The sequence below is a fragment of the Klebsiella planticola genome, from assembly GCF_000783935.2.
Classification (GTDB): domain Bacteria; phylum Pseudomonadota; class Gammaproteobacteria; order Enterobacterales; family Enterobacteriaceae; genus Klebsiella; species Klebsiella planticola.
Genome location: NZ_CP026047.1, coordinates 2,198,304 through 2,212,419, shown reverse-complemented (window position 1 = coordinate 2,212,419; position 14,116 = coordinate 2,198,304). Strand labels below are relative to the sequence as shown.

Below are 14,116 nucleotides of genomic sequence, written 5' to 3'. Positions count from 1 at the left end.
ATTTACCCTTCGAAAATTCGGACATTTCACGGCCGGATCAATAACCGGACGCAATCGTATTCAGTGATCTCTTAACGGGCCTGCCATAATTGCGAACATCGCTCGGCCAGCGCCTGGGCCGGGTCGAACGTCAGATCAGCAAACGGCGCCTTCACCGCCGCCAGCGCCACGGGAACCTCGGTGCAGGCCAGAATCAGCTTTTGCGCGCCGCGTGCAAACAGCGCGTTGGCCTGGCGCACCAGCAGCTCGCCCCCTTCTTCCAGCGCGCCGCGTTTGACTGCGTAACAGCCGGGGACAAACCACCTGGCCAGCTCCTCCGCCGTCGGCTCAATAACCGCCATCCCCTGCGCCGCCAGCTTGTGCTGATACCAGCCCGCCTCCAGCGTGCCTTGTGTGGCGATAATCCCTACCCGCTGAGGTTGTTCCGCCTGCTGCGCCAGCGCGGCCAGCGTCGCGTCAACGATGTGCAGAATCGGGGCTTCGCTCACCTGACTGAGGGCGTCATACCAGTGATGCGCCGTATTACAGGGGATGGCGATATGGCTGGCCCCCGCCTGATTGAGCTGCTCAATACCGTGGATAAGCTGCGGCAGCGGCGACGGCCCGCTTCCCGCCAGCGCCTTTTGTCGGTCCGCGATCTGCGGGACGTTCCACACCACCGAAGGGATCTGCTGCTGATCGTTCTGCGCCGGCGTGGCATCAAGCAGGCGCCGCTGAAAATCCAGCGTGGCGAGTGGCCCCATCCCTCCCAGCACGCCGAGCAGAAACGGCTTAGTCATGGCGGGTCTGCGCCTCCAGCAGCTGGCGGTAGCCGAACAGTCCGGCAGAGCCGCCGGTATGGATAAAGACCACGTTCTCATCCTGACGGAAGTGGCCCTGACGAATCAGATCGATAAGCCCGGCCATTCCTTTCGCGGAGTAGACCGGATCCAGCAGAATACCCTCGTGGCGCGCCAGCAGCGTCAGCGCTTCCAGCGTTCCCGCGGTGGGCAGACCGTAGCCCTCGCCGACGTAATCGCTATTGGCCACCACGGCGCTGCGCGGCAACTCGCCCGCCACGCCCAGCAGATTGAGGGTTCTCGACGCCAGGTTCCAGACGTTCTCTTCCTGCTTCGCCTTCGGCGCACGCACGCTGATGCCCAGCACCGGAACGTGGCTGTTGGTCGCCGTAAAGCCCGCCACCAGCCCCGCCTGAGTACCGGTGCTGCCCGTGGCGTGAACCACATGGTCGATGCGCAGACGTAGCTGAGATGACTGATACAACAGCTCTTCGGCGCAGGCGACGTAGCCCAGCGCGCCGATGGGGTTAGAGCCGCCGCCGGGAATGATGTACGGATTGTGTCCTTGTTCACGCAGCGTGGCGGCATACTCCTCCATCGCCTGCTGCATATCAGTGCCCCCCGGCAGATGGGCCACGATCTCCCCGCCCAGCAGTTCATCCAGCAGCACATTGCCGGAGCGTTGATAATCCTCGCCAAAATCCGTCACCCGCTGCTCCAGCAGCGCTTTGGCCTGCAGGCCAAGACGCGCGGCGCCGGCAATGGTCTGACGAACATGGTTAGACTGCGTGGCCCCCTGGGTAATCACCACGTCCGCGTTTTTCGCCAGCGCATCCGCCAGTAAAAACTCCAGCTTGCGGGTTTTATTCCCCCCGCTCGCCAGGCCGGTCGCATCATCGCGTTTTATCCATATTTTTGGCCCGCCTAATAATTTCGACAAATTATCCAGCGGCTCAAGCGGGGTCGGAAAATGACCAAGTGACACACGGGGAAAACGGGCCAGATGCATATATGCTCCTTGCACATAAAAGGGGGGGATCAAAAGTAAAATCCACTATACACAGGGGAAAAATATGGCTAATCAAAAAGAATAAATAACGATTGCTGAAAACAGACTAAGCAGGAAATACGCGGGGAAGGGAGCAATATCTATTCTGTTGTGGAATGACTTAAGGCAAAAAAGAATAACCCCCTCCGGCTGGAAGGGGTTATTTATCCGTCATACTTCGGGTTACCGGTACACTACGATGCGCGTTTCCCCTGCTACCCAAATGATTGAGGGGCCGGAGGCGCTTACTCCGCGACTTTTTTCTTCGCCGCGCGCTTCGCCTTCGTCGCCGCCGCTATTTTTTGCGTCTTGGCCGACGGCTTTTTCGCGCCCTTCTCTTTCTTCGCTTTCGCCGGTTTCGGTTTGCCCTTATCACCACGGAAAGCGCTGTCTGGCTCGAAGTTCACCTGCTTGCCCGCCTGACGGCGACGGCCGGACGGTTTGCCTGCATTATTGCTGGCACCATTGGCCTTCTTCGTCTTCTCCCGGGCGGTCTTGCCGACGTTGCGCGGTCCACGCTCGCTGGAGATCAGCGAGAAGTCGATTTTACGTTCGTCCATGTTGACCGCTTCGACGCGGACTTCCACGCGATCGCCCAGACGATACGTCTGGCCGCCGGATTCACCGATCAGACGCTGCCCGACCTGATCGAAACGATAGTAGTCGTTATCCAGCGAGGAGACGTGCACCAGACCATCGATAAACAGCTCATCCAGACGCACGAAGAAACCAAAACCGGTAACGCTGGCAATCACCCCTTTAAAGACGTTACCCACCTGATCGAGCATAAAGTCACACTTCAGCCAGTCAGAAACTTCGCGGGTGGCTTCATCGGCACGCCGTTCGGTCATCGAACAGTGCGCGCCCAGCTGCAGCATCTCATCCATGCTGTAGTGCCAGCCGCCGGTTTCGGTGCTGTTGCCTTTATGGCCCTGCTCTTTCGCCAGCAGATACTTAATAGCACGGTGCAACGACAGGTCCGGGTAACGACGAATCGGTGAAGTGAAGTGCGCGTAGGACTGCAGCGCCAGGCCAAAGTGGCCGCGGTTCTCCGGGTCGTATATCGCCTGCTTCATCGAACGCAGCAGCATGGTTTGCAGCATTTCATGATCCGGACGATCGGCAATTGAGGTCAGCAGCTCAGCGTAATCACGCGGCTCTGGTTTATTGCCGCCAGGCAGCTCCAGCCCCAGCTCCGCCAGTACGGAACGGAATGCGGTAATCGCTTCAGTGCTCGGCTTATCGTGGATACGGAACAGCGCCGGCTCCAGCGCCTTCTCAACAAAGCGTGCGGCGGAGATGTTCGCCAGAATCATGCACTCTTCGATCAGTTTGTGCGCATCGTTACGCTGCGTCTGCTCAATGCGCTCAATGCGGCGTTCAGCGTTAAAGATAAACTTCGCTTCTTCGCTCTCGAAGGAGATCCCGCCGCGTTCTTCACGGGCGCTATCCAGCACTTTATAAAGCGCATGCAGCTCTTCGATATGTTTCACCAGCGGCGCATAGTGCTCACGCAGCTCCTGGTCACCCTGCAGCATATGCCACACCTTGGTGTAGGTCAGCCGCGCGTGTGAGCTCATCACCGCTTCATAGAACTTGTAGCCGGTCAGGCGTCCCTTGGACGAAATGGTCATCTCGCAAACCATGCACAGGCAATCGACCTGCGGGTTCAGGGAACATAAGCCGTTGGAGAGCACTTCCGGCAGCATCGGTACGACCTGGGACGGGAAGTAGACCGAAGTACCGCGGCTGCGTGCTTCAGCGTCCAGCGGTGTCCCGGGACGCACATAGTAGCTGACGTCGGCAATCGCCACCCACAGGCGCCAGCCGCCGCCGCGTTTTTTCTCGCAGTAAACGGCGTCATCAAAGTCGCGGGCATCTTCGCCATCGATAGTCACCAGCGGCAGGTCGCGTAAATCCACGCGGCCCGCTTTCGCCTCTTCCGGCACCTGCTCTTTCAGCACCGAAACCTGTTTCTCTACCGCCGGCGGCCAGGTGTAAGGGATTTCATGGGTACGCAGCGCCATGTCAACCGCCATGCCGGTGCCCATATTATCACCCAGCACTTCGACGATTTTACCGATCGCTTTAGTACGTCGGGTCGGACGCTGGGTCAGCTCCACGACCACCACGAAGCCCATGCGCGCGCCCATTACCTCTTCCGGCGGGATCAGGATGTCAAAGCTCAGACGGCTGTCATCCGGTACGACAAAGCCCACGCCGGCGTCGGTGAAATAGCGGCCGACAATCTGGCTGGTTTTTGGCACCAGAATGCGCACTACGCGCGCTTCGCGGCGGCCTTTACGGTCCGCGCCCAGCGGCTGCGCAAGGATCTGATCGCCATGGATGCACATTTTCATCTGCTCAGAAGAGAGATAAAGGTCATCTTTACGCCCTTCGACGCGCAGGAAGCCATAGCCGTCGCGGTGGCCGATAACGGTGCCTTTGAGCAGGTCGAGACGCTCGGGCAATGCGTAGCACTGGCGGCGGGTAAAGACCAGCTGCCCGTCACGCTCCATGGCGCGCAGGCGGCGTCGCAGCCCCTCGAGTTGTTCTTCTCCTTCGATATTCAGTTCTGTCGCCAGCTCGTCGCGACTGGCCGGTTTTTCACGTTTTGCTAAATGATCGAGGATAAATTCCCGGCTTGGGATTGGATTCGCATACTTTTCAGCTTCGCGTTCCTGGAAAGGATCTTGTGACATGTCGGTTCCTCCGTTGTCATCTCTGATGAGAGTTTATGTCACTCCACCAGTAATAATTTATAAAGCGGTTGATTTTCTTCAACCAAATCAGCCAGCGTGTAGTTATCTAGTTCCTTGAGAAAACTTTGCGCAGCTTCAGCCAGCGCCTTTTTCAGGCGACAGGCGGGGGTAATATGGCAAAATTCGCTGCTGCAGTTGACCAGCGACAGCGGTTCCAGATCGCGGACGACATCGCCAACCCGAATGGTTTTCGCCGGCTTACCCAGGCGAATCCCCCCGTTCTTACCCCGCACGGCCATTACATAGCCAGCACGACTTAACTGATTGATTATTTTTACCATATGATTACGGGAAACGCCGTAAACCTCCGTCACTTCGGAGATACTCGTCATTCTTCCTTCCGGCAACGAGGCCATATAAATCAGCGCCCGTAATCCGTAATCCGTGAAACTCGTTAACTGCACATCAACCTCAGGGTAAGGGGGAAAGCGGCATACACTCATCATTCAGGTCACTGCTGCGTTGTGCGATCGGCCGCATCCTGAAAGCTGGTGTGTATTAATCCTCGGGTAAGACCGTATTGATACTGTATTGATGATAAACCAGCCAGCGCTCAGGCCGCTAATTTATTTGAAATGGGGCGGGTGAACAGCAAAAACAAGGGGCGCCTTAGCGGCGCCCCAGGAGATGATTATGCGTCAAACGGATCGCGCAGAATCATCGTCTCAGAACGGTCGGGACCGGTAGAGATGATATCAACCGGCACGCCGGTCAGCTCTTCAATGCGCGCGATATAGTTCAGCGCTGCCTGCGGCAGACCGCTGCGCGTTTTCACACCGAAGGTGGTTTCAGACCAGCCTGGCATGGTTTCATAAATCGGCTCAATGCCTTCCCAGTTGTCAGCAGCCAGCGGAGTGGTCGTCACTTCGCGGCCGTCCGGCAGACGATAGGCAACGCAGAGCTTCACTTCTTTCAGGCCGTCCAGAACGTCCAGCTTGGTCAGGCAGAAGCCAGACAGGGAGTTGATCTGCACCGCGCGACGGATCGCAACGATATCCAGCCAGCCGGTACGACGACGACGGCCGGTAGTGGCGCCGAACTCGTTACCCTGCTTGCACAGGAACTCGCCGATATCATCAAACAGCTCAGTCGGGAACGGACCTGCGCCGACGCGAGTCGAGTAGGCTTTGATGATTCCCAGAACGTAATCCACGTAACGCGGACCCAGGCCGGAACCGGTCGCCACGCCACCTGCGGTGGTGTTAGACGAAGTCACGTACGGATAGGTACCGTGGTCGATATCCAGCAGAGTCCCCTGCGCGCCTTCGAACATCACGAAGTCGCCGCGCTTACGCGCCTGGTCCAGCAGATCGGAAACATCGACAACCATCGCCGTCAGAATGTCGGCAATCGCCATGACATCATCCAGCACTTTCTGATAGTCAACCGCTTCTGCTTTGTAGAAGTTCACCAGCTGGAAGTTGTGATATTCCATCACTTCTTTCAGTTTGACAGCGAAGGTTGCTTTATCAAACAGGTCACCAACGCGCAGACCGCGGCGTGCGACTTTATCTTCGTAAGCCGGGCCGATGCCGCGACCGGTGGTACCGATAGCTTTCGCACCACGTGCTTTCTCACGCGCAACGTCCAGCGCGACATGATAATCGAGGATAAGCGGACAGGCTTCGGACAGCAGCAGACGCTCACGAACAGGGATACCACGGTCTTCCAGACCTTTCATCTCTTTCATCAGCGCAGCCGGAGACAGCACGACACCGTTACCGATGATGCTGGTGACATTCTCGCGAAGAATACCTGATGGAATAAGATGGAGGACGGTTTTTTCACCGTTGATTACGAGAGTATGGCCTGCGTTGTGGCCACCCTGGTAGCGCACAACATATTTAGCCCGTTCAGTCAGGAGATCGACGATCTTCCCTTTACCTTCGTCACCCCATTGGGTGCCCAGTACGACGACGTTGTTACCCATTTTTCAAAATCACCGTTTGCTTAAAAATGGATTCTACCATCGCTTTTTCAGAGTTACAGCACTTTTTGCAGGCAATTCCAGGCAAGTCTGACCACTTTTTGATCAAGCCAGCGATTTCGTCAACATGTAGTAGATGACAAACCCGGCAACCACAAGACCACCGCCAAAACGGCGTAATAAATTATCCGGCAGCTGGCTCATTGTCGCGACCATCCGACGCCAGGCGCGCGGATAAAGCAGTGGCCCGAGCCCTTCGAGTACTAAAACCAGCGCCAGTGCCAGCCAGATTGTTGCGTTCATTATTGACCCTTAGAAAGAAAGCTCGTCCCCGCCCACAAGAGGCATTGACGGGAGAGCAATGCGGAAACAGACCTTTTGCGGCATTGTCCGGTATTTCACGTTCATTATGAACTGGTATCGCACAAAAATGCCCATAACTTATTGTGTTAAAAGTTATTTATAAAACTGCACCTATAAAAAAGGCGCCTTTCTCAAGGCGCCTTTTTACTCACAATATCACTTACTTGCGAACTGAGTCCGGCGATTTCATATAGCGGAAGAAATCGCTGTCCGGGCTGAGAACCATCACGTCCTGATTGCTCTGGAAGCTATTCTCATAGGCGCGCAGGCTACGGATAAAGGCATAGAAGCCCGGATCCTGGCTAAATGCATCGGCAAACAGCTTCGCGGCATCCGCATCACCTTCACCACGCATGATACGGCCCTGACGTTCCGCTTCAGCCAGCGTCTTGGTGACTTCATAGTCCGCCGTTGCGCGCAGCTTCTCAGCCTCTTCCTGGCCCTGTGAACGATGACGACGCGCAACCGCTTCACGCTCGGCGCGCATACGGTTGTAAATCGCTTCGGACACTTCAGCCGGCAGGTTGATCTGCTTGATACGTACGTCGACAACTTCAATACCCAGCGCCGCCATACTGTTCGGGTTAATAACCGGCACCTTACCGTTGGTTTCTGCCGATACGCGCTCTGCCGCTTTAGCGATAGCATCGTCGGCCGCCGGCGTACTGACTTCATCTTCTGTCCCCGCTGAACCGGAGTTCAACGCATCACGCACTTCCAGCGTCAGACGACCGCGGGAATCGGTGACGATATCCTTCACGTCCAGGCGACCAATTTCGGAACGCAGACGGTCAGAGAACTTACGCTTCAGCAGCACTTCGGCCTGGGAGACGTCGCCGCCGCCGGTTGCCAGGTAGTAGCGGCTGAAGTCGCTGATACGCCATTTGATGTAGGAGTCAACGATCAGGTCTTTCTTCTCTTTGGTAACAAAGCGATCGGCCTGGTTGTCCATGGTCTGGATGCGCGCATCCAGCATTTTCACTGATTCAATAAACGGGAGCTTGAAGTGCAGACCCGGAGAATAGACCAGCGGTTTGTTTTCACTATCGCGGAGAACTTTACCAAAGCGCAGCGTAATCCCACGCTCGCCTTCTTTGACGACAAAGATCGACATGTAAAGCACTACCAGCACGATGACAATTATCGCAATAACAGATTTACGCATCGTTATTCCCCCTGACGCTGGTAGTCGTTACGCTGCGCGTTAGCGCGGCGTTGGTCCATAATGTTGCCGTCCGTGGTGGTCGGCGTGGTGCTGGCACTGCTTGAGCTGGATGCAGGCGGCAGACGCAGCAGATCGCTCGCGCCACTGCTACCGCTCTTTGCCGCCGGAGCACCGGCGCCTTTCAGCATCTGGTCCAGAGGCAGAACCATCAGGTTGCCGCCCTTATCGTTCACCAGCACTTTACGGGTATGGCTAAGCACTTTTTCCATGCTTTCGATATACAGACGTTCACGGGTGATTTCCGGCGCAGCTTTATACTCAGGCAGGATCTTCGCAAAGCGCGCAACTTCACCCTGTGCTTCGAGAACGGTCTGAGTTTTGTACGCACGCGCCTCTTCAAGGATACGCTGCGCCTGACCATTGGCTCGCGGCTGAACTTCGTTGGTATAAGCTTCGGCTTCACGGATGTATTGCTGCTCGTTCTCACGCGCCGCAATCGCATCATCAAATGCCGCCTTCACTTCTTCCGGCGGACGTGCCGTCTGGAAGTTGACGTCCAGCAGGGTGATCCCCATGTTGTACGGACGAATCGTCTCTTCCAGCTCACGCTGGGTATCGCTACGAATAACGGTACGACCTTCGGTCAAAATGCGGTCCATGGTGTACTTGCCGATTACGCCGCGCAGGGCGCTGTCGGTTGCCTGACGCAGGCTATCGTCCGCGCTGGCTACGCTAAACAGGTAGCGCTCAGGATCGGTCACACGATACTGGACGTTCATCTCAACGCGCACGACGTTTTCATCGGACGTCAGCATGACGCCAGAAGCCGCCAGTTCACGTACCGACTCAACGTTAACGGCCTGAACGTTATCGATAAAGGTTGGCTTCCAGTTAAGACCTGGCTCAACCAGATGGCTGAATTTACCAAAGCGAGTGACCACACCACGTTCAGCTTCCTTGATGGTATAGAAACCGCTGGCAGCCCAGATAATAACCGCAGCCGCCGCCACGATGCCGACAATGCGTCCGCCCATCGGGCCGCGTGGTCCCTGAGAGCTGCTACCGCTCCCCTGGCCCCCTTTACCGCCACCGAGACCGCCAAGTTTTTTACTTAACTTGCGGAAGATATCATCCAGATCGGGCGGCCCCTGCTCGCGACCACCTTTATTGCCATTTCCCCCGGAGTTGCCGCCTTGGTTATTGCTGCTCCCCCACGGGTCGCGGTCCTGTCCGTTATTACCGGGCTGATTCCACGCCATGTATATGCTCCATATTTGTTTTTGATATCCCCACAGGGGTTAATATCTTCAGGCAAGCTGCAAGGTCAAATCACGTAATCAACCAGCGCTGGCTCTTGTTTACAGAGGCGACGCCAGTCAACGATCGGCATGCGCACCTGCAGACCCACGCTGCCGTCATCCTCCAGCCACTCTTTTTCTATCGCCTGAAGCTGATAGAACCGACTTCTCAGTCGCCCTTCCTGTGGCGGTAGACGCAACGTGTGCTGCGCTACTTCACCGGAAAGCCGTTCCGTCAAAGCCTGAAAAAGCAGTGGTACGCCAACCCCGGTCTGGGCGGAGAGCCAGACCCGAATCGGTTTATTCTCTTCATCTCTATCGATACGCGGTTCAAAATCATCCAGCATGTCGATTTTGTTCATCACCAGCAGCATCGGGATCTCATCGGCCTCAATTTCCGCCAGGACCGTATTTACTGCATCAATGTTTTCCTGCACCCGAACATCGGCTGCATCAATCACGTGCAGCAGCAGCGTCGCCTGACGCGTCTCCTGCAAAGTGGCTTTAAACGCCGCGACCAGATCGTGCGGCAGATGGCGAATAAAGCCAACGGTATCCGCCAGCACGGTCTCGCCCACATCGGTAACATCAATGCGGCGCAGCGTCGGATCCAGCGTCGCGAACAGCTGGTTCGCAGCGTAGACCTCGGCTTCCGTTATCTGGTTGAACAGCGTTGATTTTCCGGCGTTGGTGTATCCCACCAGCGAGACGGTTGGAATATCGGCTTTGGCTCGTGACCGCCGTCCTTGCTCACGCTGTTTTGACACTTTCTCCAGCCGCGACAGGATCTGCATGATCCGATTGCGCAGGAGTCGACGGTCAGTTTCGAGCTGGGTTTCACCCGGGCCGCGCAAACCAATCCCGCCTTTCTGTCTTTCAAGGTGGGTCCAGCCGCGAACCAGGCGCGTGGCCATATGGCGCAGCTGTGCCAGCTCAACCTGCAGTTTCCCTTCATGGGTACGCGCGCGCTGGGCAAAAATATCTAAGATAAGACCTGTGCGATCGATAACCCGGCATTCGCATAAGCGCTCCAGATTTCGTTCCTGAGCCGGGCTCAGGGCATGATCGAACAGCACGACTGACGCGCCGGTCGCTTTTACGGCTTCCGCAATTTCGACAGCCTTACCTTCACCAACAAAATATTTTGGGTGCGGTGCTTTACGGCTACCGGTAATCACCTGCATTGCTTCGACACCGGCAGAGGAGACCAGGGATTCAAACTCCTGAAGGTCTTCCATATCTTTGTCTTGCGAAAAATAGATGTGTACCAGCACCGCCTGCTCACCGGCATCATAACGGTCAAACAAGCGTAAACCCCTTATAAAATACCAGCGGGGAACACAGTTACCCGTTGTCTTTCAGGTCGCATGGACGTTGGCTTTCTTGCCCGACTCTGGCCGGGCCGCCACACGCGTCGTTCAAATCTGCCCCTGGCAAATTTGTTATTCACCCCAGTCATTTACTTACGCAAATGGCTGGGGAGTCACTACGCGCCGCCTTTCTGCAACCTGAAACGCATCGAATAAACCTGGCTCCCCGGCATGGAAAAACAGCATCAACCTTATTCGGTGTCTTCGCTGTCTTGCTGCGGCGCAGATGAACCCTGCGCGCTACCACCGTGGTGATAGTTGCTTGTACCGCCGCCAGCATTATTGCTGTGGTGAGACACCGGGCGAGACGGGACAACAGTAGAAATTGCGTGCTTGTAGACCATCTGGCTGACCGTGTTTTTCAACAGGATCACGAACTGATCGAAAGACTCAATTTGCCCTTGCAGCTTAATACCATTCACCAAATAAATAGAAACCGGAACGCGTTCCCGACGCAAAGCGTTCAGGAACGGATCTTGTAAAGATTGCCCCTTAGCCATTCTCTCTTTTCCTTATATGTATGCTTGTTTTGTACTCAGAACCTTACGATTCTTAAAAAAAATTACGCACGATACCGTTTAATTGTACACGTTCAGTCCTGGCTCGCACCAACTACCTGTAATACTTTGTTGAGCGCCTGTTCAGGATGTTCACTATCTAACCAGTGAATATCTTCCCAGCCGCGTAACCAGGTAATCTGACGTTTCGCTAACTGTCTCGTGGCGCAAACACCTCGATAAACCATTTCATCATACGGGATCTCGCCATCAAGATATGACCACATCTGGCGGTATCCGACACAACGAATGGAAGGCATATCCGTATGCAAATCTCCGCGGGCAAAAAGCGCCCGTACTTCTGCTTCAAAACCCGAAGCCAACATCTGATGAAAACGCTGCTCTATGCGTTGATGGAGCAGTTCACGGCTCGCCGGGGCGATGGCGAACTGATGCACCTGGTACGGCAGAGCGTCTCCTGACGTTTGCGTCAGTTCCGTTAAAGTTTTACCCGAAATGAAAAAAACTTCCAGTGCCCGGGAAAGTCTTTGCGGATCATTTGGATGAATACGCGCGGCGGCAACGGGATCGATCTCCTGTAGCTGCCGGTGCAATGCGTGCCACCCCTGCTCTGCTGCCTGCTGCTCAATTTTAGCCCTGACCTGTGGATCCGCCGACGGTAACGGCGACAATCCTTCCAGCAACGCTTTGAAATACAACATCGTTCCGCCAACCAGTAGCGGAATACGCCCGGCTGCGACGATCTCCGCCATTTCAGCCAGCGCATCGCGGCGAAAATCCGCCGCGGAATAAGCCTCTGCCGGATCGCGAATGTCCAGCAGCCGATGCGGCGCAGCGCTCAGCTCCGCGGCATCTGGCTTGGCAGTGCCAATATCCATTCCTCGATAGATAAGGGCGGAATCAACACTAATCAACTCTACCGGTAAAATTTTACGCAAAGCAATCGCCAGGGCGGTTTTACCGGAGGCCGTCGGGCCCATTAAAAATATTGCCTTAGGCAGGCTCGCCGTGGTGGTATCACTCATCTTTCAGGGCAGTCATCGCCGAATGTAAATCAACAGGTTGTAACAGACCACCCGGCGGCGCTTTTACCAGCTGCGGGCACAAACGTTCAACGTCGGCCAGCACGGTAATCGCCTGCGCCATATTCCACTGCGCATGTTCGCTCGCCAGATTACGCGCGATCCACTGCGCGATGTTGCCGACGTCGAATGCCTTTTGCTGCGCCAGGTAGCCTATCAGTTCAGGAATCAAGATTTGTAAATTTTGTTGTCTTAAGGGTAAAGGCACGGCGCGAACCGTTAAATGTTGCGCGTCAGACTGCAGATCGATACCCAGTAACGCCAGCGCCGACTGCGCTTTATCCAGCGCCGCTTTCTCCGCAGCGGACGCTTTCAGCCGCAGCGGGATCAGCAGCGGCTGAGCGCACACCGGCTCTACCTCCGGCGTCAGCTGCGCCTGCCGCAGCCAGCGTTCGGCAACCGGCAACGACAGCAGCGCCAGCTTGCCGTCTCGTTCCAGCAGCGCGCAATCACCAGCAACGATAGTCAGTACGCGGCCAAAGCTTTGGCTGTGCCCGGATAGCCCCTCCGCTGCAGGTGCCGGTGCGCTGCTTTTGCGTTCCACCGCCGGTGTTTCCAGCAGCTGGCGATAGAGCGCCCCCTGCTGTTTCTGATAGCCGGGCTGCGCATGCGGCCAGCTGGCCGCGCCCGCAGCAGCTCCCGGAGACGGGCGCGGCGCCTCGCTACTATAGCGCGGTGCCGCGGGCTCACGAACCGCCGCCGGCTGGGCAAAGTGGTTGCCGCCCGCCGCCACCCGGTTTTCCGGAACCGTCGGGCGCAGCGGCTCCGCTTCGTGTTCTTCTGCCAGCGGGGCGTTAAGCTGCTGCTGGAGCACGCTCAATACGCCCTGATAGATAAAGTCATGCACCAGACGCGACTGGTGGAAACGGACTTCATGCTTCGCCGGGTGGACGTTGACATCCACCTGGTGCGGATCGATCTCCAGATAAAGCACAAATGCCGGCTGCTGGTCGGCCCCCAGCTTATCTTCGCAGGCCTGACGAATCGCATGATTAATTAAACGATCGCGCATCATGCGACCATTGACGTAGCAATACTGAATTTCCGCCAGCGTCGGGTTGGTATGTAAAGGGTCGGCCACCCAGCCGCGCAGGGTCAGATCGCCATGCTGCCACTCGATCGCCAGGGCATGTTCGAGAAACGGCATGCCGCAGATCGCGCCCAGCCGCCGTTCGCGCTGACCGCCCTCAGGCACCGCACGATACTGGCGCACCGCTTTGCCGTTATGGCTGAGGTTAATGGTGACGTCAAAACGCGCCAGCGCAATACGTCTGACGATTTCATCGATGTGGCCAAACTCGGTCTTTTCGGTACGCATAAACTTGCGCCGCGCCGGGGTGTTGTAAAACAGATCCAGCACTTCCAGCGTGGTCCCAACCGGATGCGCCGCCGGTTTGACGGTCACCTCCTGATCGCGCCCTTCGGCGTAGGCCTGCCAGGCCTCCTGCTGTTCCGCAGTGCGGGAAGTCAGCGTCAGTCGGGCAACCGAGCTGATACTGGCCAGCGCCTCGCCGCGAAAACCGAGGCTGATAATCGCTTCCAGGTCGTCGAGCGTGGCAATTTTACTGGTGGCATGACGGGCCAGCGCCAGCGCCAGCTCGTCCTTTTTGATCCCGCAGCCGTTATCGCGAATGCGGATAAGCTTTGCGCCGCCGCGCTCGATATCAATATCAATTCGCGTCGCGCCAGCGTCGAGACTGTTTTCTACCAGCTCCTTCACCACCGACGCCGGACGTTCCACCACCTCACCTGCGGCAATCTGGTTGGCGAGCTGCGGCGGTAGAACCTGAATCGGCATGACTGA

At 56.6% G+C, this 14,116-nt stretch carries 12 protein-coding genes; all 12 read right to left on the bottom strand.

From position 1 onward, the window contains the following. Positions 1-71 precede the first annotated feature (71 nt). The 12 genes from cuyB to mutL all read right to left on the bottom strand — a co-directional run bounded on the left by cuyB (position 72) and on the right by mutL (position 14,110). On the bottom strand, positions 72-779 hold the full coding sequence (gene cuyB, locus MC50_RS10730; RefSeq protein ID WP_047663820.1) for a cysteate racemase: 708 nt from the start codon (positions 777-779) through the stop codon (positions 72-74). Then, on the bottom strand, positions 772-1,788 hold the full coding sequence (gene cuyA, locus MC50_RS10725) for a D-cysteate sulfo-lyase (RefSeq protein ID WP_032698333.1): 1,017 nt from the start codon (positions 1,786-1,788) through the stop codon (positions 772-774). The genes cuyB and cuyA overlap by 8 nt, the downstream gene beginning before the upstream one ends. Before the next feature lie 284 nt (positions 1,789-2,072). Continuing rightward, entirely contained in the window at positions 2,073-4,529 is a 2,457-nt protein-coding gene (rnr, locus tag MC50_RS10720) for a ribonuclease R (protein ID WP_047663818.1), read from the bottom strand. Positions 4,530-4,567: 38 nt separating this feature from the next. Next, complete coding sequence (nsrR, locus tag MC50_RS10715; RefSeq protein WP_032689830.1) at positions 4,568-4,993, bottom strand: nitric oxide-sensing transcriptional repressor NsrR; 426 nt, start codon at positions 4,991-4,993, stop codon at positions 4,568-4,570. A gap of 227 nt (positions 4,994-5,220) precedes the next feature. Beyond that, positions 5,221-6,519: an adenylosuccinate synthase gene (locus MC50_RS10710; RefSeq protein ID WP_004857049.1), complete on the bottom strand. Its 1,299-nt coding sequence runs from the start codon at positions 6,517-6,519 to the stop codon at positions 5,221-5,223. A gap of 102 nt (positions 6,520-6,621) precedes the next feature. Further along, a complete protein-coding gene (locus MC50_RS10705) occupies positions 6,622-6,819 on the bottom strand; it encodes a DUF2065 domain-containing protein (protein ID WP_032689831.1) in 198 nt (65 codons plus the stop codon). 220 nt (positions 6,820-7,039) lie between these two features. Continuing rightward, positions 7,040-8,044 (bottom strand): protease modulator HflC, encoded by a 1,005-nt coding sequence (gene hflC / locus MC50_RS10700; protein WP_032689832.1) that lies wholly within the window; start codon positions 8,042-8,044, stop codon positions 7,040-7,042. Between the two features lie 2 nt (positions 8,045-8,046). After that, positions 8,047-9,303, bottom strand: coding sequence for an FtsH protease activity modulator HflK (gene hflK / locus MC50_RS10695; protein WP_004857040.1), 1,257 nt, complete (start codon positions 9,301-9,303; stop codon positions 8,047-8,049). Between the two features lie 65 nt (positions 9,304-9,368). Continuing rightward, the gene (hflX, locus tag MC50_RS10690; RefSeq protein ID WP_004857038.1) at positions 9,369-10,649 is read right to left on the bottom strand and encodes a ribosome rescue GTPase HflX; all 1,281 of its coding nucleotides are present in this window, start codon (positions 10,647-10,649) and stop codon (positions 9,369-9,371) included. 254 nt (positions 10,650-10,903) lie between these two features. Continuing rightward, positions 10,904-11,212, bottom strand: a complete 309-nt coding sequence (gene hfq, locus MC50_RS10685) for an RNA chaperone Hfq (RefSeq protein WP_004857035.1) — start codon at positions 11,210-11,212, stop codon at positions 10,904-10,906. Positions 11,213-11,304: 92 nt separating this feature from the next. Further along, positions 11,305-12,255 carry a tRNA (adenosine(37)-N6)-dimethylallyltransferase MiaA gene (miaA, locus tag MC50_RS10680; RefSeq protein WP_032689833.1) on the bottom strand — a complete coding sequence of 317 codons (951 nt, stop codon included), beginning with the start codon at positions 12,253-12,255 and terminating at the stop codon, positions 11,305-11,307. Further along, complete coding sequence (gene mutL / locus MC50_RS10675) at positions 12,248-14,110, bottom strand: DNA mismatch repair endonuclease MutL (RefSeq protein ID WP_032689835.1); 1,863 nt, start codon at positions 14,108-14,110, stop codon at positions 12,248-12,250. The genes miaA and mutL overlap by 8 nt, the downstream gene beginning before the upstream one ends. Positions 14,111-14,116 lie beyond the last annotated feature (6 nt).

Excerpts from the sequence above, each read along its gene's own strand:
- cuyB (WP_047663820.1), bottom strand. The coding sequence starts at position 779 with ATGACTAAGCCGTTTCTGCTCGGCGTGCTGGGAGGGATGGGGCCACTC.
- miaA (WP_032689833.1), bottom strand. The coding sequence starts at position 12,255 with ATGAGTGATACCACCACGGCGAGCCTGCCTAAGGCAATATTTTTAATG.
- MC50_RS10710 (WP_004857049.1), bottom strand. The coding sequence starts at position 6,519 with ATGGGTAACAACGTCGTCGTACTGGGCACCCAATGGGGTGACGAAGGT.
- hfq (WP_004857035.1), bottom strand. The coding sequence starts at position 11,212 with ATGGCTAAGGGGCAATCTTTACAAGATCCGTTCCTGAACGCTTTGCGT.
- cuyA (WP_032698333.1), bottom strand. The coding sequence starts at position 1,788 with ATGCATCTGGCCCGTTTTCCCCGTGTGTCACTTGGTCATTTTCCGACC.
- mutL (WP_032689835.1), bottom strand. The coding sequence starts at position 14,110 with ATGCCGATTCAGGTTCTACCGCCGCAGCTCGCCAACCAGATTGCCGCA.
- MC50_RS10705 (WP_032689831.1), bottom strand. The coding sequence starts at position 6,819 with ATGAACGCAACAATCTGGCTGGCACTGGCGCTGGTTTTAGTACTCGAA.
- hflC (WP_032689832.1), bottom strand. The coding sequence starts at position 8,044 with ATGCGTAAATCTGTTATTGCGATAATTGTCATCGTGCTGGTAGTGCTT.
- hflK (WP_004857040.1), bottom strand. The coding sequence starts at position 9,303 with ATGGCGTGGAATCAGCCCGGTAATAACGGACAGGACCGCGACCCGTGG.
- rnr (WP_047663818.1), bottom strand. The coding sequence starts at position 4,529 with ATGTCACAAGATCCTTTCCAGGAACGCGAAGCTGAAAAGTATGCGAAT.